This window comes from Streptomyces sp. NPDC050422, assembly GCF_044458665.1.
Lineage (GTDB): Bacteria > Actinomycetota > Actinomycetes > Streptomycetales > Streptomycetaceae > Streptomyces.
In genome coordinates this window covers 45246-65357 of the sequence record NZ_JBITIE010000020.1, presented here as the reverse complement: position 1 = coordinate 65357, position 20112 = coordinate 45246, and the positions used below count along the sequence as shown (strand labels likewise).

The following is a 20112-nucleotide window of genomic DNA, read 5'->3' as shown; positions in this document are numbered from 1 at the left end:
GGCCCGCACCGAGGCTGTCCTGCCGGACAGAGACTGGGGGGCAACCATCACCGACTCCGATGCCATGAGCCTTTCCGCCTCCCCCGCGTCCCCGCCCTCCTCCGCCGCGCGTGTCGCGGCCGCGGTCCGCCACGCCGTCGCGACCGGTCTGCTCTGCGAGACGAAACCGGTCGCCGGTTTCGTCGACACGGACGGAGTACGCGACTCCATCGCCGCTCTCCACGAGGCGTTCGCGGGGGTACCCGGTGTGCTCCACACCTTCGCCGCGAAGGCCGCTTCGCTCGTGCCGGTGCTACGGCTCCTCGCAGAGTGCGGCATGGGATGCGAGGTCGCGAGCCCCGGCGAACTGCGGATCGCCCTCGACGCCGGGTTCGCGCCGTCGAAGATCGTCCTCGACTCCCCCGTCAAGACGCGTGACGAGATCCGGCGGGCCCTGGCGCTCGGTGTGGCGCTCAACGCCGACAACTTCGACGAGGTGGACCGGATCGCCTCACTGCGGCGCTCGGACGCGGTGTCCGCGATCGGGCTCCGGGTCAATCCTCAGGTCGGCGGCGGGTCCATCGGTGCGATGAGTACGGCCACGGCCACCTCCAAGTTCGGCGTGGCGCTGGGCGATCCCGACGCGCGGGAGCGGGTCGTGGAGGCGTTCGTGGCACACCCGTGGCTGACCCGCCTGCACGCCCATGTGGGCTCGCAGGGCTGCTCCCTGGAGCTGATCGCGGCGGGCATCGGCGAGACGTACCTGCTGGCCGAGGAGATCAACGCCCGGCTCGGCCACCGGCAGATCACCGGCCTCGACATCGGCGGCGGGCTGCCGGTCAACTTCGCCGACGACACGGCCCGCCCCACTTTCGCCGCTTACGTGGCCACGCTGCGCGGGGAGGTGCCGGGGCTGTTCGAGGGACGGTACGAGCTCGTCACCGAGTTCGGCCGGTCGCTGCTCGCCAAGAACGGGTTCATCGGCGCACTGGTGGAGTACACGAAGGAAGCCGGCGGCCGGCGGATCGCGCTCACCCACGCGGGCGCCCAGACCGCCACCCGCACCGTCTTCATGCCGGACGCCTGGCCACTGCGGGTCGGCGCGTTCGACGCCGAAGGGCTCCCGAAGACCGGACCGGCGCTCGCTCAGGACATCGCGGGGCCGTGCTGTTTCGCCGGAGACGTCGTCGCCCACGCCCGGGAGCTGCCCGAACTGAGGGCGGGCGACTACGTGGTGCTGTACGACACCGGCGCGTACTACTTCTCCACCCCGTGGGCCTACAACAGCCTGCCGCGGCCGGCCGTGTACGGATTCCGCACGGCTGCGGGCGCGGGGCGGGACGGCCCAGCGGTTCGTTTCGCCCCGGTGCGGGACGCCCAGTCGCTGGACTCGATCGCGGCGGAGAGCGGACTGGCGCACGTCGAGGCCTTGCTGGAGCTGGACGCCTGACGTCCGTTCCACATCCCTCAATTCAATAGCCATGGACATAGTAGCCATGTACAGTATCGGTCATGAGCAACGCACCTGAGGGTCCGACCCCCGGCTTCCTGGTCTGGCGCCTGTCGATGAAATGGCGGGTGGCCATCGACCGGGCTCTGGCGCCGCTCGGGCTGACGCACGCGCAGTACTCGCTGCTGGGGTCCTTGCTGGGGATGCAACGGGCGGGGCTCCGGCCGAGCCAGCGCGCACTCGCGGACCACACCGGACTCGAAGCGCTCTACGTCTCGAAACTGGCCCGCGGCCTGGAGGCCGCGGGGCTCGTCGAGCGGGCCGCCGACCCCGCCGACACCCGGGCGGTCCGGCTGTCCCTGACCGACGAGGGCCTCTCGGTCACCGGGCGTGCGGTCGAGGTGGTACACCGGCTCGTCGACGGGCTGCTCGCTCCCCTGGGCGGCCTCGACGGCCCGGGCACCGAGGCGTTCACCGAAGCACTCACGGCACTGCTCGACGTGCCGGTCCCCGCAGTCACCGCTTCTTCCACGGAGGAGTCATCATGACCACCGCACCGACCGTCAACGGCCAGGTCATCGGACAGGCGCACTACGCCACGCGCGCCGTTCTCGAAGGGCTGCTGGCCACCACCGGCACCACCTTCCACCAGTCCGTCGCACTGAACGCCACGGCGGACAGCGGCGGAAGCATCGAGCGTCACCGGCTCGTCGACCGGATGACCTCCACGCTGAAGATCGACGCCGCGGCCGTCGAGACGGTGCTGGCCGGGCTGATCGCGGAAGGACTGCTGGAGGAAGAGCCGGGAGAGGTGGACCGGCTGGCCCAGACGGCCGCGGGCAGCGCACTGCACCGTACGCACCGGGCCGCCCTCGCCGAGATCACCGCCCGGCTGTACGCGGACCTGCCGGCCGAGGACCTGGCGGCGGCGGGCCGGGTCCTGACCGAGGTCACGGCACGGGCCAACGCGTGCTGGCCGAGGGCTGAACCGGTCGGTACCGAGGCCGGGGGCCGCAGCCGGTGCCGGTGCCGGTGCCGGTGCCGGTCAGCCGACCGGTGAAGGCTCCGGCTCGGGCGACGGCACCGGCTCGGGGTTCGGCGCGGGCGGCTGCGGGATCGGGTCCGGAGCCGGGCCGGGCGGCGTGGGCACGGGCGGCGTCGGTCCCGGCCCGGGCGGAACCGGCGTCGGCTCCGGCAGCGGCCGGGGCGGCCCCGGCATCGGCCCGGGGGTGGGCGGCGTCGGTACCGGGTCGGGGAACGGGTGGGTCATCTCGGGCCTCCGAACGGTCGGGGTGGATCTCCTCCACCGTCTCCCGGAGCGGCTGCCCGCGCCCGGCGAGTCCACACGTACGGGCTGCGGATGCTCCGGTCGGCCCACGGCAGCGGGCTGGAGCCGGTCAGCCCGCTGCCGCGACCGCCGCGGCGTCCAGACCGGGCCGGGGGCTGGACAGGACCGGGATGCGCGTGACCGAACGGGTGACCGCTCCCGCCATGGAGACCTGGGCCAGCACGATGACATCCGCGTCCGTCACGGCGTCGGCCGCAGCCGCCACGAGGTCCAGGTAGCCGTCATGATCCCCGGCCTCGAAGCGTGCCCAGGCGCCGTCTACCAGGACGGTGCGCACGTCCAGGTCCTGCTTCCCCGCCCGCTCCGCCTCCTGCGCGAGCAGGGCCCACGTCGGCTCCAGCGTGGCGTGGTGCGCCGCCAGGACGGTGACCCTCCCCGCGCGGACGGCGGCGGCCGCCATCGGCCGGTCGATGCGCAGGACCGGGATGCCGAGGCGCGCTCCGACGGACTCGGCGACCCCGCCGATCGTCGAACAGGTACACAGCACCGCGGTGGCCCCGTCGGCGACGGCACCGCTCACCAGCGCCTCGACATCGCCCGTCACCGCTTCCGGCCCCAGCACACCCGCCCGGTCGAGCAGGTCCTCGTACACGAGGTGGCGCACGACGAGACCAGGATGGTGGGCGTCACGCAAGGCGTCGAAAACCGGGACGTGGACCGGGGATGTGTGCAGGAGTGCGAGGCTCATCCGCGACACGGTATCGGCAGGCCGGCCCACGCCGGCAGGTGTCCGCCGCCTGCCCGGGCGACACGGTGCCGGGCCGGTCCCCGCCCGGCAGGTGTCCGCCGCCTGCCCGGCCGGGCGGAGTCAGTAGAGCTCAGGGTGGGAGGCGAGTTCCTGCTTGGCCCGCTCGACCAGCTCCGCAGGGGCCTCGGGAGCCTCGTCCGGGTGGCGCGACGCCCACTTCGCGGCGTACGGGCAGAGCGGGACGACAGGGACACCCTCGCGGGCGGCCATGGCGTAGAACTCCCTGACCAGGGAACCGCCGATGCCCTTGCCCTCGTGCCCCTGCTCGACGACGGTGTGCACGGCGACGAGCGCCGCGGGTGCCCCGTCCATCACGAAGTACACGATGACTCCGGCGGCCTCGCCGTCGACGTACGCGAGCAGCTTGCCGGCCGCCCGGTCGTCACGGATGTCGGGCCCTGCCTGTTCGGCTTGCTCTGCCATGGCGGATGCTCCCTCGCTCGATGAAGGGCTTCAGCGCGCCGCGGGTACGGCGTGCGGACTGCGCTCGGCGTCGGTCCCCGGCGCGGGTGCGGAGGCGTCGTCACCGAGCTCGACGATCCGGTTGCCCGCGTCGACATGGACGATACGCGGAATCAGCCCGCGCGCCCCGGCGTCGTCGACCTGTGCGTAGCTGATCAGAATGACCAGGTCACCGGGGTGCACGAGGTGGGCGGCGGCGCCGTTGATCCCGATGACACCGGAGCCGCGCTCACCCTCGATGACGTACGTCTCCAGCCGGGCACCGTTGTCGATGTCGACGATGTGGACGAGCTCGCCGGGCAGCAGGTCGGCGGCCTCCATCAGCGCGGCGTCGACCGTGACGGAGCCGACGTAATGCAGATCGGCCTGGGTCACGGTGGCACGGTGGATTTTGGACTTGAATATCGTTCGCATCATTTGAGGTACTCCTGGACATAGGCTCCCTGCCTGCGTTTTTGCAGGTCAAGTGCTATTTTCGCACTCTACAACGAATCGCAGGTTCAGGCAGCTGTACCTAGGTTTCCAGGACTCATGCTGACCACTTGCCGACTTTCCTGACGCATCATCAGGCAGCGATGGAGGACCCGGCTGCTCTCCCGACCTCCACTCCACGACCCTCAACACCTACGCAGCGCTCCCCTCAAGAGCACTCATGATCATCTTCACCCCAGCGCCAGGGTTCTCCCCGGACGCATACGAGGGCTCTGTCTCCGTGCTGGAGTTCCAGCGCGACATGATCTCGGAGTTGCGATCCTCGGTCACCCCCGAGGGTGACCGCCACGGCCCCGGGCAAAGCCCACCGCCTGCCTCTCCCCGCAGCGCAAGTCCTGACGCCCGCATGGTCCTCGATCCGGAGGCGGGCGTGTATAAGGACGTCCGAGCGCTGTCAAGCCGGACTTCACCTCCGCGACTCCATGATCTGCATCAAGGGCCTCACGCGAACCACTCAGTGATCACGACCGGATACACGCTCTAGCGACGGTGGTTGACGGCTTCTCAGCGAACATGCGGTCCCTTACCGTTGCGGGAGAACCGCATCGGCGCGTAGCGCGTCCATACCAGCGATTCTCGCGGGCGGCCTCGTGCGACGACGGAGCAGGCCTCCGCCCGGCGTCTCCCGAGCATGAGCCCGAGAAGTAGTTTCCTGACCGAGTGGCACGTCTTAAGGGGAAGACCCATGCCCAACCCGCCGCAGCCCTGGTACACACCAGGCTCGCAGCAGCAGCCCGTTCCCGGCAACCCGTATGCCTCGGAAGGCTTCGGGCCACCGCCCGGACCGCGTCGGCCCGGGCCACCGCCCGGACCGCGTCGGCGGCGTTTCGGCGGAGCACCGGTCATCGCCGCCGCCGTCGCGCTCCTGCTCGTGGCCGTGGGAGGAGGGGTGTACGCCCTCGTCGACCGGGGAGAGGACGGGCCCGCCACCCCCGTGGCGAAAGAATCATCCGGCCCCTCCGCGCCGACGGCCCCGCCCAGTTCCCCAGCGGTCAGAACCCCGCAGGCGAAGCACATCCCGACCACGGAGGAGATCAATGCCGCACGGAAGCCGGGGGACGCGGCAACGTGGATCGTCGACGACAAGACCGATCTTCCCGGGGGGAGCCGGAGGCTCTACGACCTGTGGATCGTCGGCGACACCGTTGTCCAGGCCCTGCACAGAAAGGTCGCGGCCTACCGTCTCTCGGACGGCGCCGAGGTCTGGAGCATGCCGTTGCCCACTCCCGTCTGCGAGACACCGGTCAACCCCACGCCCGACGGCAAGGTCGTGCTCGTCCACCACAAGAGGGCCGACTCCGGGAGGAACAACCGGTGCAACCAACTGCAGATGATCGATCTGAAGACCGGGAAGCCGGGATGGCACAAGGAGCTTCCCGAGACCGGTGACGGGGACAGCACGTTCATCGTGCACAGCGCCATCAGCGCCGGTACTTTCGCGATCGCCCGGAGCATGAAGGCGACCGCCTATCGGGTCGATGACGGTACCGAGTTGTTCGACATCCCCTGGGAGAACCCGGGGAAGTGCTTCCCCGACGACGTGGCGGGCGGTTCCCGGCTTCTGGTGAAGTCCGACTGCGCGATCGCCATCGACTCGAGCAAGAACTACAGCCAGCTCCGCGAGATCGACCCACTCACCGGCAAGGTCCTGTGGCGCCACCGGACCAGGACCGGATGGAAGGTCGGAAACATGATCTCCGTCGATCCGGTCGTCTTCACCACGGAAAACGCTGTGGACCGCCTCGAAGACTGGCGAGTCGTGACCCTGGGTCCGGGAGGAAAGCCCGGCGCCACCATCGACCCACGGGGCACGAGTCTCGAACGATGCGCCGGGGACGGGACCGGCGGCGGCGACATCCAGCCCTGTCGCGGCACCGCGGTCGGTCACGGCCACATCATTCTGGGCGGCAACGACAGGATCCGCTTGTACGACCTGGCCACCGGGAAGTTCCTCTGGGGGGTCAAGAGCAACGAGCTGCGCACCTTGCACCCCCTGCGTGCGGAGAAGGGCAAGGCGGTGCTCGTCTACGAGTCGGCCACACCGAGCCGCCCCGGCCGGACCTTCCTGATGGGCCCGGGTGGCGCAGGTACGGAGAAGGTGGTGCTGCGACACCCCGCATCGACCACGACGCAGGAGTTCGAGATGGCCGGCGGGCGGCTGGCCTATGTCGGCGGACGGGTCGTCCTCACGTCGGCGGGCGTGAGCGGCGACGACGATCAGCATGAAGCCCGCATGCTGTCCTTCGCTCCCGGCCCGCCCTGACCGGGCACCGGGCGGGCCGACCGCCCACGTACGCCGGGCACACGTGAGATGACTTCGCGGTTTCCGGTGTGTGATCGCGGCGTCGGAGCTGTCCTGGACAGCCCGGCAAGTTCGGGACCGCGCTGCGCCACGAAGTGCGGATCCGGTTCCCGAGCGCCGACCGTGGGGTCTTCCTGGAGGATCGGGTGCTGCTCGTGGCAGCGTACTGGCGCACGAACTTGACGATGCGCCAACTCGCTCCGCTCTCCGGTGCATCGAACTCTGCGGCCGATCGAATCATCGACCACCTCGGCCCCGCGCTCGACAACCTTGTGCGCCTGCTGGTGGAAGTCGCGCGCCGCGGGCGCGCACAGGGCCCGCCCCGCGGCGGAGAGCTCGCAGGCGGAAGTAGCTGCCGGGGTGCGCGCTTATGGCTTCGGCGGTGGAGCAGGGGCAGTCGGTTTCGGTCTTATGGGTGACTGTCCGGCAGGGCCGGACCCAGCCCCCAAGGCTTCGGCGTTGTCGCGTGATGTCCAGTTCGTGATCATGTGATCCCGAGGCAGGTGAGGGGGCGGCGGGGGTGTCGCGGGCATTACGGCGGAGGCCGGCCGCGATGTTCTTCGTTCCGGCCGTCCGGAGAGCGCCGGTAGGTGGCCATCGCGCGTGGTGCGTTGCCGGTCCGGAGGTGTGAGGCGTCTTCGGTGAAGGTGGTGTCGCGGATGTAGGGACTTGAGCTGCTTGAACAGCCTTTTCTCGGGAGACCCTCGGCGTCCCGGGTCTCCCCCGTACGCACCCCCGCACCCGGGCATGAGCCATGAGGCTGTCCCAGGCGGTGCGCAGTCTCGACCCCTGGGGCGCCGGTCCAGGACCATGGCGAAACCCGAGGCCGCGGTCACAGCGACGACGAAGCAGACGACAGCCATAGCCATGACTCTCCAGGCTGGGTCCGGTCCGGCGCCCGCCCCGCATGACGGCCGGGCGCCCTGGAGCGAGCGGCACAGCCCCCCGGGTGCGGGTCCGGCAGACATGGGCCGCAAGGACCCGCTCGAGGCCCCGAAGTACGCCTCGTCGTGGAGAGATCGTACGGATTCGCTACGCGGGGGTAGGCCCGCGCACCCCTCTTGCTATACCTTCCGTCTAACAGCTTGCTAGACGCGACGTCTAACAAGCGGGGCGGCGCCCGGCGGCCGTCGATCTCATCGGGCAGACACGGGATGGGAGAAGAGGCCGGGCAGCCGTCGGGTCGATCTGTCTCGATTCAAGGAGCAGCAGCATGGCAAGCAGCACCGTTCGGCCGGAGGACCAGGACCGGCTCGCCGAGCAGGACGTCGCCCGGCGCCTGCTCGATTCGGCCGCGAAGCTGTCGTACGACCCGGCCACCGAGGTGGACTGGAACACACCGCTGGACACCGGCCACCACGGCGCCAGCCCTGAGTGGAGCACCCTCTACGGCACCGCGTACTGGCAGGAGTTGACCGACAGTCAGCGCAAGGCACTGACACGCCAGGAGGCGGCGTCCGTAGCCAGCACCGGCATCTGGTTCGAGATGATCCTCCAGCAGATGGTGCTGCGGGATATGTACGCCAAGGACCCCACGGACCCGCGGTTCCAGTGGGCGCTCACCGAGGTCGCCGACGAGTGCCGACATTCCATCATGTTCGCGCGCGGCGCCGCGAAGCTGGGCGCCCCTGCCTACCGGCCGCGCCGCGCGGTGGTCGAACTGGGCCGCGCCTTCAAGACACTTGCCTTCGGCGAGGCGGCGTACGCGGCGATCCTCGTGGCGGAGGAGGTGCTGGACGTGATGCAGCGGGACTGGATGCGGGACGAGCGGGTGGCACCGTTCGTCCGGACGATCAACAACATCCATGTGGTGGAGGAGTCGCGGCACATGAAGTTCGCCCGCGACGAGACCCGCAGGCGCCTGCGCAACGCGGGGCCGCTTCGCCGGCAGATCAACTCGCTCGTGGTCGCCATCGCCTCGTACTACATCGTCACGAGCATGGTGAACCGGGACGTCTACGCGAACGCGGGGCTGGACAGTCCACGCGCCCGTGCCGAGGCGAGGGCCAATGAGCACCACAAGTCCCTGATGCGTTCCAGCTGTTCGGGCCTGATGGAGTTCCTGGCCTCGGCCCGCCTCCTCACCAAACCGGCCCTTTTCTTCTACAGGCGCGCCCACCTGATCTGACCCACCTGGTCCGACCGGAGGCAGCCCTCTGCGAGCCTGCCCACCTGATCCGACCAGAGCCCTGTGCAAGCGCGCCGCCCCGATCTGATCCGAGCCGAGAGCCCGAGCTGACGCGATGACCTACGCCATCACCCAGACCTGCTGCAGCGACGCCACCTGCGTCGCCGTGTGCCCTGTCAACTGCATCCATCCCACTCCGGAGGAACAGGCCTTCGGCAGTACGGAGATGCTCTACGTCGACCCGGCGACCTGCATCGACTGCGGTGCCTGCGCCGACGCCTGTCCGGTCGACGCGGTCTTCCCTGTGGACAGCCTGTCCGGGGCGCAGAAGGAGTACGCCGGCATCAACGCGGCGTACTACGCGGACCGGGAGCCGGAGCCGGCCGCCGGGCCGAACTTCCACGCCTGGGGAGAGCCGTCGTTCGTCCGCAGTCTGCCGTCCGACTTCGCTCCGATCCGGGTGGCCGTCGTCGGCACCGGCCCGGCCGGGATGTACGCGGCCGAGGACCTGCTGCTGCACACCAACGCCGAGGTGACGCTGATCGACCGGCTGCCGGTGGCGGGCGGCCTCGTCCGGTACGGCGTGGCGCCCGACCACCCCGCGACGAAGGGGGTCGGCGAGACCTTCTCGCGGTTCCACTCCCACCCCCGGGTCCGGATGCACCTGGGGGTCGAGGTCGGCAAGGACCTCACCGTCGAGGAGCTCACCGCCCATCACGACGCGGTGATCTACGCGGTCGGCGCCTCCGCCTCCCGCCGGCTCGGCATCCCGGGCGAGGATCTGCCGGCCAGCATTCCGGCCACGTCGTTCGTGTCCTGGTACAACGCCCACCCGGAAGTCCCGCCGGAGACCGTCGATCTGACCGCGGAGCGGGTGGTCGTCACCGGCAACGGGAACGTCGCGCTGGATGTGGCCCGCATCCTCGTCACGGATCCCGCCGCACTGGCCGGCACCGATATCGCCGGCCACGCGCTGGCGGCGCTGCGGGAATCCAAGGTGCGCGAGGTCGTCCTGCTGGGGCGGCGCGGCCCCGACGATCTCGCCTGCACCGGGTCCGAGCTGCTCGCCCTCCGCCATCTGCCGGGCGTGGACCTGGTGGTCGACGACGGCGACCCGCGGACCGGCGTGGCGATCGACGGAGCGGCGGCGGGCGAGAAGGCCGCGCTGCTGCGGGAGTTGACCCGGGAGACGGTCGACTGGTCGCAGTCCCCGCCGCCGGGGCGTCGTATCGTCTTCCGCTTCCACTCCGCGCCCGTGGAGGTGCTCGGCCACGAGGGCGTCGAGGCGGTGCGGGTGACGGCCGCCGCCGGTGACCAGGAGATACCCACGGGCCTGTTCCTGCGGGCGATCGGTTACCGGGGTGTGCCGGTTCCCGGTCTGCCCTTCGACGAGGCGACCGGCACCGTGCCGCACGAGGGCGGCCGGGTGGCGGGCATGCCGGGCAGCTACGTCGTGGGCTGGATCAAGCGCGGCCCTTCGGGCGGCATCGGGGCGAACCGCACCTGCGCCGCCGAGACCGTCGGCACCCTCCTGGCCGACGCCGTCGCGGGCGCCCTGCGCTCGCCCGCGTACCCGGCGAGGGCGTTCGGGCGGCTGGCCCGGAGCCGTGGCCGCCGGGTGGTCGACGCCCGGGGGCTGGCCGCCATCGACCGCGCCGAGCAGGCCCGGGGGCGCGAACAGGGCCGGCCGCGGATCAAGTTCGACACGGTCCCCGCGCTGATCGCCGCGTCGAAGGGAAGCCTGTGGAGGTCGCCGCGCTGACCCGGGCGCCCGGTCCCACCCGCGGGGCCGGGCTCAGCCCTCGTCCGGCTCCGCGGCCTGCCCCTTGGCCCGCTTGCCGACGACGGCGGCCGCGGCCGCGGCGCTGCCCACGAAGGCCAGGGCGACCATCCAGGGCTGGTTGAACGCATGCCGGGTGGCGTGGTCCACCGAGTAGCGGCCGGGGCCGGTCAGGCCGATCGCGGCCGCGGTGAAGCCGAGGAAGGCGGGGTACTCGTAGCCGCCGCCCTGCGCGAAGAACCCGGCGGGGGCGTGGACGGCCACGGCTCCCGCCATGGCGCCCGCGGCGGCGGCTCCGGCCGCGGGCGTGGCCAGGCCCAGGGCCAGCAGGACGCCGCCGCCCGCCTCGCCGAGACCGGCCGCGATCGCGCTGTGCTTCGGCGGATGGAAGCCCATGGCCTCCATCCCGGCCGTGGTGCCCTCGATGCCCCCGCCGCCGAACCAGCCGAGGAGTTTCTGACTGCCGTGCGCGGCCAGCACCGCGCCGGTGCCGACGCGAAGGACAAGCAGGCCGAGGTCACGACGGTTGACGCTGCCCATGAGGGTCTCCGGGAGGGTTCGGGGGCCCGGCCGGAAGGCGGTGCCCCGGGTGCAGTACGCAAACCACTCTCCGCGCACCGGGGTGCCGACGGGTCACGTTGTTACGCCGTCCGGGCAGGCCGCAGCGGCACGTGACCCGGGCCACAGTGCGACGTACGTCATTATGCAACTTGTTGCACAATGACGATTCGGTGGTCTAGAACTGGCGTAACCACACCGCGCGAGGAGCCCCCGCATGAGCCCGTACCCGCATCTGCTGAGCCCGCTCGACCTCGGGTTCACCACCCTCCCCAACCGGGTGCTGATGGGGTCGATGCACATCGGCCTGGAGGAGGTCGAGAACGGCTTCGAGCGCATGGCCGCGTTCTACGCCGCCCGCGCCCGCGGCGGCGTGGGCCTCATGGTCACCGGTGGCATCGCGCCGAACGAGCGGGCCCGCTCACTGCCCGGCGGTGCCAAGATGACCACCGAGGCGGAGGCCGCACAGCATGCCGCGGTGACGTCGGCCGTGCACGAGGCGGGCGGCCGGATCGCTATGCAGATCCTGCACTTCGGGCGCTACGCGCACCATCCCGGTCTGGTGGCACCGAGTGCGATCCAGGCGCCGATCAGCGGGTTCGTCCCGCACGCCCTGACCGACGACGAGGTCGAGTCGACCATCGAGGACTTCGTCACGGCGGCCGCGCTGGCGCAGAGCGCGGGGTACGACGGCGTCGAGATCATGGGCTCCGAGGGCTACCTGATCAACGAGTTCATCGCCTCGGCGACCAACCACCGCGAGGACCGCTGGGGCGGCTCGTACGAGAACCGCATCCGCTTCCCCGTCGAGATCGTGCGCCGGGTCCGGGAGCGGGTCGGGAGCGACTTCATCCTGATCTACCGGCTCTCGATGCTGGACCTGGTGCCCGGCGGATCGTCGCTGGAGGAGGTCGTGCAGCTGGCCCGGGAGATCGAGGCGGCCGGGGCCACCATCATCAACACCGGCATCGGCTGGCACGAGGCCCGCATCCCCACCATCGCGACGTCGGTACCGCGCGGCGCCTTCACCTGGGTCACCGAGAAGGTGCGCGGCGCCGTCTCCGTACCTCTGGTGACGAGCAACCGCATCAACACCCCCGAGGTCGCCGAGCAGATCCTGGCGGCGGGCCGCGCGGACATGGTGTCGATGGCCCGGCCGTTCCTCGCGGACCCGGACTTCGTCGCGAAGGCGAGCGAGGGCCGCGCGGACGCGATCAACACCTGCATCGGCTGCAACCAGGCCTGTCTGGACCACATCTTCAGCGGCAAGGTCACCTCCTGCCTGGTCAACCCGCGCGCCTGCCACGAGACGGAACTCACGCTGTCGCCGACCCGCACCCGTAAGCGCGTCGCGGTCGTCGGTGCCGGTCCGGCCGGACTCGCCTGCGCCGTGACGGCCGCCGAGCGCGGTCACGCGGTGACGCTCTTCGACGCGGCCGAGGAGATCGGCGGGCAGCTCAACGTGGCGCGCCGGGTGCCGGGCAAGGAGGAGTTCAACGAGACGCTGCGCTACTTCCGTACCCGGCTGGCGGAGGAGAAGGTCGAGCTACGGCTGGGCGCCCCGGTCGGCGCCGGGGAGCTCGAAGGCTACGACGAGGTGGTCCTGGCGACGGGGGTCACCCCGCGTACGCCGGCAATCCCGGGCGTGGACCACCCGAGCGTGGTCAGCTACCTCGACGTGCTGCGGCACGGGGCCCCGGTGGGCGACCGGGTGGCGCTCGTCGGGGCGGGCGGGATCGGCTTCGACGTGGCCGAGTTCCTGACCGACGGCGGGGACGCGGCGAGCCTCGACCCGGAGGCGTTCTTCCGGCAGTGGGGCGTCGACACCGAGTACCGCGAGCGGGGCGGACTCGGCACCGCGGAGCGCCCGAAGTCCGCGCGCACCGTCCATCTTCTCCAGCGCAAGGCGAGCAAGGTCGGCGCAGGTCTCGGCAAGACGACGGGATGGATCCACCGCACCGAACTCCGCCACCGCGGCGTCACCATGATCGCGGGAGTCGGCTACGACCGGATCGACGACGACGGTCTGCACGTCACGGTCGACGGCGAGCAGCATCTGCTGCCGGTCGACACGATCGTGCTCTGCGCGGGCCAGGAGCCCCGGCGGGAGCTGTACGAGGAGCTGCTCGCCGCGGGCCGTCCCGCGCATCTGATCGGTGGTGCGGACGTCGCGGCCGAGCTGGACGCGAAGCGGGCGATCCGCCAGGGCACGGAACTCGCCGCCTCACTCTGACCGGGGCACCGCAGCGGCGGACGGTCCGTCCGCCGCTGCGGTCCTGTCCTTAGGATGCACCCCATGTCACTCCCGCACGCGATCCTGACCGCCCTGCTCGAGAAGCCCTCGTCGGGGCTGGAGCTGACCCGTAGGTTCGACCGGTCGATCGGCTACTTCTGGTCGGCCACGCACCAGCAGATCTACCGGGAGCTGGGAAAGCTGGAGCAGGCCGGGCAGATCAGGGCGCTGGCGACCGCCCAGCCGGCCCGGGGACAGAAGAAGGAGTACGAGGTGCTGCCCGCGGGCCGCGAGGCGCTGTCCGCCTGGGTGGCCCGCCCGGAGGACCCGAAGCAGATCCGCGATCCCCTGCTGCTGCGGATGCGGGCGGCGGCGGTCGTCGGTGCGCCCGGTCTTGACGCGGAGCTGCGCCGCCACCTCGCTCTGCACCGGCTCCGGCTCGCGGAGTATCTGGAGATCGAGGAGCGGGACTTCCCGCCCGGGCGCGACGCTGCCCAGGACCGGCTGCGCCATCTCGTGCTGCGCGGCGGCATCGATCTGGAGAACTTCTGGATCGGCTGGCTGACCAGGGCGCTGGCCGAGGACGCCGGCGCCGCGGCGGCCGACCTCGGGTAGGTTCCGGTGACCGCGTTCGGGGTCGTTACGAGCGACCGGCCCGGATCCGCCGCAGGTGTCCGTGTCCGTGCTCCTGGTGGAGCACGGCCCGCGGGCTCTTGATGACCACCCTCGACGGAACGCTCGGAGCCGGTCCTGCCACGGCCGCCTCGGCGGCGGGCGCGGTCTGTGCCTGGGCGCGGCTGAGCAGGATCACGCCCCGTACGGCGGCGGCCGTGCCGAGCAGCGCCGGAACCAGGCTGATCGTCCCGCCCTGGAACCGCTCCCCCAGCAGGGCCAGGCCGATGGCCGCAGCGGCGACCGGGTTGGCGAGGGTGACGACGGCGAGCGGTGCGCCGAGGCCGCCCCGGTAGGCGGTCTGGGAGAGGAGCAGTCCGCCCATCGCGAAGGCCGACACGAGCACCGCGACGACCACCAGGCGCCAGCTGAACAGCGGGCCCGTGGTGTGGTCGGTGACGGCGACGGTCAGCGTCTGGGTCAGTGCGGAGGCGACGCCCGAGGTGATGCCGGAGGCGGCGGCGTGCCGCAGACCGGGGCGGGTGCCCGGGCGGCTGAGTCCGGCGACGACGGCCATGGTCGCTGCGCCGACGGCCAGCGCCTCGGCCAGGCTCAGCGTCTCGTGCGGGGCGGATCCGCCGGCCGTCGTCAGCAGGGCCCCCAGGCCCAGCAGGGTCAGGAGCGTCCCGCGCCATTCGATCGTCGAGACCTTGCGGCCCGCGGCCCGTGCGCCCAGCGGTACGGCGGCGACCAGGGTGAGTGCGCCGAGCGGCTGGACGAGGGTCAGCGGACCGTACTTCAGTGCGGCGACGTGCAGCAGGGCGCCGCCGGCGTTCAGCCCGACGGCCGACCACCACGCGCCGCTGCCGAGCAGGCGCAGTGTCCCGGTGCCCGGTGCCGTGCGTCCCGCGAGCCGCGCCTGTGCCACCGCGGCGGAGGCGTACGCGGCGGCGGAGACGAGTGACAGCGCGACCGCGACAAGGGTGGCGTTCATCGCCCGGCCCCGGAGGAAGCGTAGGAACGAGCGGAAACGCGAGGCGCGGCAACGACATGGGTGGCGACGCCGGCCGTGGTCGGCCACGGCAGGTGGGCCCGGACCGGCTCCGCGCGCGGCAGCCGCAGCGCCGCGAACGCCACGGAGAGCAGCGCGGCCACCACGATCGAGTCCAGCCAGTAGTGGTTGGCGGTGCCGACTATGACGAGCAGCGTGATCGCCGGGTGCAGCAGCCAAATCCAGCGCCACCGCGAGCGGGTGGCGACGACGAGGCCGACGCCGACCATGACCGCCCAGCCGAAGTGCAGCGAGGGCATGGCGGCGAACTGGTTCGCCATGGAGTCCGTGGCGGGCGTGGACCCGTACACCGTCGGTCCGTAGACCTGGCCGGTGTCGATCAGGCCGGTCGCCGCGAGCAGGCGCGGCGGGGCGAGCGGGAAGAGCAGGTGCAGGGCCAGCGCGGCGGCGGTGAGCACGGCGAGGATGCGGCGCGACCAGACGTAGTGGCGCGGGCGGCGCCAGTACAGCCAGCCGAGGAAGAGCAGGGTGGCCGGGAAGTGCACGGTCGCGTAGTAGGTGTTCGCGAGGTGGATGAGCGTCCCGTCGTGGAGCAGCAGCCCCTGTACGGCGCCTTCGCCGGGCAGGTGCACGGCGCGTTCGAGATCCCATACGCGTCCGGCGTTGTGGAACGCCTCGTCGACGTGACCGTTGGCCGCCTGGCGGCCGAACTTGTAGATCACGAAGAGTCCTACGACGAGAAGAAGCTCGCGGACGAGGGGCGGTCGGGCAGAACTGTCCGGCTCCCGATCGGCGGGCCTGCTACCGGCGAACATCATCCGGTGCCCCTTTGCTGACGAAGCGGTGTTTCGGTGGCAGGGACGGGTCCGTGCCGTATCGATACGCCAGTGTACCGATACGGAGGCGTATCGGAACACTCGCGTATCGGTACACTGGCGTATCGATGGACCTCGTCGCAGAGTCGCAGAGAGGGAAAGCGCATGTCGTCGCTGGAAACGGAGCCCGAGCGGGCCACCGCGTCGCGCCGCTCGAAGATCACGCCGGAACGGGCCCAGGAGCTCTACACGGCCGTTCTCGACATGCTGAGGGAGAGCGGCTACGAATCGCTCACCATGGAGGGGGTCGCCTCCCGGTCCCGCTGCGGCAAGTCCACGCTCTACCGCCAGTGGGGCTCGAAACCCGAACTGGTCGTCGCCGCGCTGCACGGGACCCGGCGCGGGCTGCTCGGCCGGATCGACACGGGCACCCTGGCCGGGGACCTGCGCGAGGCGGCACGCGCCATCGGCGAGGGATCCGGGCGCGACACGCCCCTGATGCTTGCGCTGAGCCATGCCGCACTGCAGAGCCCCGAGCTGCTGTGCGCGCTGCGCGAGTCGCTGATCCTGCCCGAGCTGGCGGCGATCGACGCCATGGTCGCGCGCGGCGTGGAGCGGGGCGAGGTGGGTGCGGACAACCCGGCCACGGAGTTCGTCTCCGCCCAGCTGCTCGGCGTGATGCGCGCCCGCCCGCTGCTGGAGTGCGCCTACGCGGATGAGACGTTCCTCATCCGCTTCGTGGAGGGCGCGGTCTTTCCCGCACTCGGTCTGGACGCACAGGCGTCCGGATCCTGAAGGACGTGGGCCGTCGTCCCAGCGGATGACGACGGTCCGCCTGCGCCGCACCGTGGGGACGGGGGCGGCGCACAACCCGGCCGGCCGGCGGCTTCTACGGAAGCCACCGGCCGCCCGCGTTTGCCCGCCGGGCCCCTGAACCCACCCCTTCTCGTCCTCTTGACGATATAGAGCGAGCAGCGTTATCGTCGTCATGACGAAAACGAGGGGATCCATCATGGCCGACATCACCCGGCGGTTCGGCTGGCGTCATCTGCGCTCAGCTCCCACCGCCCACATCCGCCACCACAAGCGCGGGCAGCTGGCCCACGACGGGGCGGGGCTGAGCTTCTGGTACCGGTCGCTGAGCGCCGCGCTCTCCGAGGTACCGGTCAACGACCGCGAGCTGGCCATGGCGTTCCACGCCCGTACGGCCGACTTCCAGGACGTCACCGTGCAGGCCACCGTCACCTACCGGATCAGCGATCCGGCCGAGGCGGCCGCCCGCCTCGACTTCTCTGTCGATCCCGACACCGGAGCCTGGCGCGGCGCCCCGCTGGAGCAGATCGCGACGCTGCTCACCGAGACGGCCCAGCAGCACACCCTGGACGTCCTGGCCCGCACCCCGCTGGCCGCCGCGCTGGTGGACGGTGTCGCCGCGGTACGCGAACGGGTGGCCGCCGGCCTGGGCGGCGAGCCCCGGCTGCCCGCCACCGGCATCGACGTGGTGGCGGTGCGCGTCGTCGCCATCCGCCCCGAGGCCGAGGTCGAACGCGCACTGCGCACGCCCGCCCGCGAGCAGATCCAGCAGGAGGCCGACCGGGCCACCTACGAACGCCGGGCCGTGGCCGTCGAGCGCGAGCGGACGATCGCCGAGAACGAGCTGGCCAGCCAGATCGAGCTCGCCCGCCGCGAGGAGCAGCTGGTCGAGCAGCGCGGCACCAACACCCGCCGCGAGGCGGAGGAGCACGCCGCGGCCGACGGGGTGCGCGCCGAGGCCGAAGCCGCGCGCAAGGTGCGCCTCGCCCGCGCCGAGGCGGAAGCGGCCCGTGAGATCGGCGCGGCCCGTGCCGAGTCGCAGGCGGCGTGGCTGCGGGTGCACGGCGAGGCGGCCCCCGCGACCCTGCACGCGCTGGCCGCGACCCGGCTCGCCGAGAACCTGCCGCGCATCGAGAGCCTCACCCTCTCCCCCGACGTCCTCACCGGTCTGCTCACCAAGCTCGGCCGGCCCGCGCCGGAGACCCGGGCGTGAGCCTGGCCCCGCGGGCGGTCCTGGTGCACCGCACCACCGAGTACGAGGAGTTGCTGGCCCGGCACGGGACGCACGGCCAGGCGGCGTTCTTCCTCTCCAGCCGGGGCCGGTCCATCGACGAGGTGGCCCGGCGGCACGAGCGGACCCGGCAGGCGCTGGCGGATGTGGCGGCGGCCGTTCCGCTCCAGTGGCGCCATTCCCGGGTGGAGCGGGCGGACCTGGACCGGTTCCTGTTCGCACCCGAGGACGTGGTGGTCGTCGTCGGCCAGGACGGGCTGGTCGCCAACTCCGCCAAGTACCTCTCCGGCCAGCCGGTCGTGGGCATCGACACCGACCCCGGCCGCAACCCCGGCGTCCTGGTGCGCCACCGCCCGGCCGACGCGGCGGCCCTGCTGCGGGCGGCCGTGGCGCCGGGCGCCCCTGCGGACGAGCTCACCATGGTCGAGGCGGTGGCCGACGACACCCAGCGGCTCCTGGCTCTCAACGAGATCTACCTCGGCCCCTCCGGCCACCAGACGGCCCGCTACCGGCTGGGCACCGGCCCGGCGGACTCCCCCGCCGAGTCGCAGGCCTCGTCCGGGGTCCTGGTCGGCACGGGCACCGGCGCCACCGGGTGGCTGCGCTCCCTGTGGCAGGAGCGCCACAGCCCTCTCGCCCTGCCCGGCCCGACCGACCCCCGCCTGCTCTGGTTCGTCCGGGAAGCCTGGCCGTCACCGGCGACGGGCACCTCGCTCGTCTCGGGTGAGCTGGGCCGCGAGCAGGGTCTGCGGCTGACCGTCGAGTCCGACCGCCTCGTCGTCTTCGGCGACGGCATGGAGGCGGACGCGCTGGAGCTGACCTGGGGCCAGACCGTACGGCTCTCCATCTCGGCCACCTCACTGCGGCTGGCCGGATGACCGCGCTCGGACGCCGGCCCCGCCCGTAAGCTCTACGCCTCGTACCGGCTGCCGAACCTCATGAGGAGCACCATGGACAGCACCGCCACACCCCCGGTCCCCGCCCGCAACTCCCGCCCGCCCCTGGCCCAGGCGGCGCTGGGCGTCGGCGTGATCGCGCAGGACGGGCAGGGGCGGATCCTGCTCGGGCGGCATCACAGCGGTACCTGGGAGCTGCCCGGCGGCAAGGTCGACCCGACGCACGAGTCGATCGCGGCGGCGGCCGTGCGTGAGCTGCGTGAGGAGACGGGGCTGGAGGCGGCCGAGCACGAGGTGCGCGTCCTCGCGATGCTGCACGACGCGGTCCACGGGATCAACCGGGTGACGATGGCCGCGCTGGTGACCGTCGGGGACGTCACCGCCCGGGTGACCGAACCCCATCTCATCAGCACCTGGCGATGGATCCGGCCCGAGGACCTGCCGGTGCCGCTCTTCGACCCCTCGGCGCAGATCCTCGCGGCCTGGCGCCCCGACCTCGGCATCGCGCACCCGCCCGTGCACCGGCTGGACATCGTGACCGAGAGTACCGATACTTCACAGGCATAGCCCTACATCCATTAATCATTTGCCTAGGGCTCATAGGCAGAGTTAGCGTCGTCGGTATGAAGGCCGTGACCGAGCAGGACATCCGCACATCGTTCGTCAATTGTTCCAAGGGAGAAGCCGGGCGCCTGCCGATGCCCCGCAATCTCGACGAGCTGCCGTGGGACGATCTCGACTTCCTGGGGTGGCGTGATCTCTCCGCTCCCGGGCGCAGCTACATCGTCACCGAACACGAGGGCAGGCTGACCGGCATCTCGCTGCGCTACCCCTCCCAGCAGCGGGGTTTCCTCCACCGCAGCATGTGTTCACTCTGTCTGACCACGCACCCGGGCAGCGGGGTGTCCCTGCAGACCGCCCGCAAGGCGGGCCCGGCCGGGCGCGAGGGCAACTCGGTCGGCCTGTACATGTGTACCGACCTGGCCTGCTCGCTCTACGTACGGGGGAAGAAGGCCGTGGCCTCGGGCGCCCGCTTCAAGGAGTCGCTGACCGTGGAGGAGCAGATCGACCGTACGAGGGCCAACCTCTCGGCGTACGTCGCCAAGCTCTTCGGCTGAGCCGGATACCGGACGGGCGGGGGGGGGCCCCCCCCGCCCCCCCGGGGGGGGGGGCCCCCCCCCCCCCCCCCCCCGCCGCCCCCCCCCCCCCCCGCCGGGGCCCCCCCCCCCCCCCCCCCCCCCCCGGGGCCCCCG

At 71.8% G+C, this 20112-nt stretch carries 19 protein-coding genes and 1 pseudogene; 14 read left to right on the top strand and 6 right to left on the bottom strand.

Going from position 1 to position 20112, the window contains the following annotated elements; genetic code table 11:
* Positions 1-64: 64 nt before the first annotated feature.
* The 3 genes from ACIBJG_RS29215 (at position 65) to ACIBJG_RS29205 (ending at position 2489) form a co-directional block, all read left to right on the top strand.
* Entirely contained in the window at positions 65-1429 is a 1365-nt protein-coding gene (locus tag ACIBJG_RS29215; RefSeq protein WP_399311924.1) for a diaminopimelate decarboxylase, read from the top strand.
* 62 nt (positions 1430-1491) lie between these two features.
* On the top strand, positions 1492-1977 hold the full coding sequence (locus ACIBJG_RS29210) for a MarR family winged helix-turn-helix transcriptional regulator (RefSeq protein WP_399311922.1): 486 nt from the start codon (positions 1492-1494) through the stop codon (positions 1975-1977).
* A complete protein-coding gene (locus ACIBJG_RS29205; protein ID WP_399311920.1) occupies positions 1974-2489 on the top strand; it encodes a hypothetical protein in 516 nt (171 codons plus the stop codon). The genes ACIBJG_RS29210 and ACIBJG_RS29205 overlap by 4 nt, the downstream gene beginning before the upstream one ends.
* Before the next feature lie 337 nt (positions 2490-2826).
* Here the strand turns inward: ACIBJG_RS29205 and ACIBJG_RS29200 are convergent, their stop codons facing one another.
* The 3 genes from ACIBJG_RS29200 to panD form a co-directional block, all read right to left on the bottom strand.
* Positions 2827-3465: an arylsulfatase gene (locus tag ACIBJG_RS29200; RefSeq protein ID WP_399311918.1), complete on the bottom strand. Its 639-nt coding sequence runs from the start codon at positions 3463-3465 to the stop codon at positions 2827-2829.
* 120 nt (positions 3466-3585) lie between these two features.
* Entirely contained in the window at positions 3586-3948 is a 363-nt protein-coding gene (locus ACIBJG_RS29195; protein ID WP_399311916.1) for a GNAT family N-acetyltransferase, read from the bottom strand.
* 30 nt (positions 3949-3978) lie between these two features.
* Positions 3979-4404: an aspartate 1-decarboxylase gene (gene panD / locus ACIBJG_RS29190; protein WP_399311914.1), complete on the bottom strand. Its 426-nt coding sequence runs from the start codon at positions 4402-4404 to the stop codon at positions 3979-3981.
* A 760-nt stretch (positions 4405-5164) separates the two neighbouring features.
* On the opposite strand from panD, the gene ACIBJG_RS29185 reads away from it, so the two are divergent.
* The 4 genes and pseudogenes from ACIBJG_RS29185 (at position 5165) to ACIBJG_RS29170 (ending at position 10671) form a co-directional block, all read left to right on the top strand.
* Positions 5165-6742, top strand: coding sequence for a PQQ-binding-like beta-propeller repeat protein (locus tag ACIBJG_RS29185; RefSeq protein WP_399311912.1), 1578 nt, complete (start codon positions 5165-5167; stop codon positions 6740-6742).
* 70 nt (positions 6743-6812) lie between these two features.
* A pseudogene (locus ACIBJG_RS29180) lies at positions 6813-7044 on the top strand (transposase family protein); the annotation flags it as partial.
* A gap of 950 nt (positions 7045-7994) precedes the next feature.
* Entirely contained in the window at positions 7995-8909 is a 915-nt protein-coding gene (locus ACIBJG_RS29175; protein ID WP_399311910.1) for a diiron oxygenase, read from the top strand.
* A gap of 115 nt (positions 8910-9024) precedes the next feature.
* Entirely contained in the window at positions 9025-10671 is a 1647-nt protein-coding gene (locus ACIBJG_RS29170) for an FAD-dependent oxidoreductase (RefSeq protein WP_399311908.1), read from the top strand.
* 33 nt (positions 10672-10704) lie between these two features.
* On the opposite strand, the gene ACIBJG_RS29165 is transcribed toward ACIBJG_RS29170, so the two are convergent.
* Positions 10705-11229, bottom strand: coding sequence for a DoxX family protein (locus ACIBJG_RS29165; protein WP_399311906.1), 525 nt, complete (start codon positions 11227-11229; stop codon positions 10705-10707).
* Positions 11230-11464: 235 nt separating this feature from the next.
* On the opposite strand from ACIBJG_RS29165, the gene ACIBJG_RS29160 reads away from it, so the two are divergent.
* Entirely contained in the window at positions 11465-13480 is a 2016-nt protein-coding gene (locus ACIBJG_RS29160) for an FAD-dependent oxidoreductase (protein ID WP_399311905.1), read from the top strand.
* 63 nt (positions 13481-13543) lie between these two features.
* Positions 13544-14095 carry a PadR family transcriptional regulator gene (locus ACIBJG_RS29155; RefSeq protein WP_399311903.1) on the top strand — a complete coding sequence of 184 codons (552 nt, stop codon included), beginning with the start codon at positions 13544-13546 and terminating at the stop codon, positions 14093-14095.
* Positions 14096-14120: 25 nt separating this feature from the next.
* Here ACIBJG_RS29155 and ACIBJG_RS29150 read toward each other — a convergent pair whose 3' ends face one another.
* Together ACIBJG_RS29150 and ACIBJG_RS29145 are read right to left on the bottom strand one after the other, a co-directional pair.
* Positions 14121-15086 carry a hypothetical protein gene (locus ACIBJG_RS29150; RefSeq protein WP_399311901.1) on the bottom strand — a complete coding sequence of 322 codons (966 nt, stop codon included), beginning with the start codon at positions 15084-15086 and terminating at the stop codon, positions 14121-14123.
* A complete protein-coding gene (locus ACIBJG_RS29145; protein ID WP_399311899.1) occupies positions 15083-15922 on the bottom strand; it encodes a phosphatase PAP2 family protein in 840 nt (279 codons plus the stop codon). Before ACIBJG_RS29145 ends, ACIBJG_RS29150 begins: the two co-directional genes overlap by 4 nt.
* A gap of 162 nt (positions 15923-16084) precedes the next feature.
* On the opposite strand from ACIBJG_RS29145, the gene ACIBJG_RS29140 reads away from it, so the two are divergent.
* The 5 genes from ACIBJG_RS29140 to ACIBJG_RS29120 all read left to right on the top strand — a co-directional run bounded on the left by ACIBJG_RS29140 (position 16085) and on the right by ACIBJG_RS29120 (position 19977).
* A complete protein-coding gene (locus ACIBJG_RS29140; protein ID WP_399311897.1) occupies positions 16085-16714 on the top strand; it encodes a TetR/AcrR family transcriptional regulator in 630 nt (209 codons plus the stop codon).
* Positions 16715-16931: 217 nt separating this feature from the next.
* Positions 16932-17945 (top strand): SPFH domain-containing protein, encoded by a 1014-nt coding sequence (locus tag ACIBJG_RS29135; protein WP_399311895.1) that lies wholly within the window; start codon positions 16932-16934, stop codon positions 17943-17945.
* Entirely contained in the window at positions 17942-18841 is a 900-nt protein-coding gene (locus ACIBJG_RS29130; protein WP_399311894.1) for a hypothetical protein, read from the top strand. Before ACIBJG_RS29135 ends, ACIBJG_RS29130 begins: the two co-directional genes overlap by 4 nt.
* 72 nt (positions 18842-18913) lie before the next feature.
* Positions 18914-19426 carry an NUDIX hydrolase gene (locus tag ACIBJG_RS29125; protein ID WP_399311892.1) on the top strand — a complete coding sequence of 171 codons (513 nt, stop codon included), beginning with the start codon at positions 18914-18916 and terminating at the stop codon, positions 19424-19426.
* 56 nt (positions 19427-19482) lie between these two features.
* Positions 19483-19977: an FBP domain-containing protein gene (locus ACIBJG_RS29120; protein ID WP_399311890.1), complete on the top strand. Its 495-nt coding sequence runs from the start codon at positions 19483-19485 to the stop codon at positions 19975-19977.
* Positions 19978-20112: the final 135 nt, after the last annotated feature.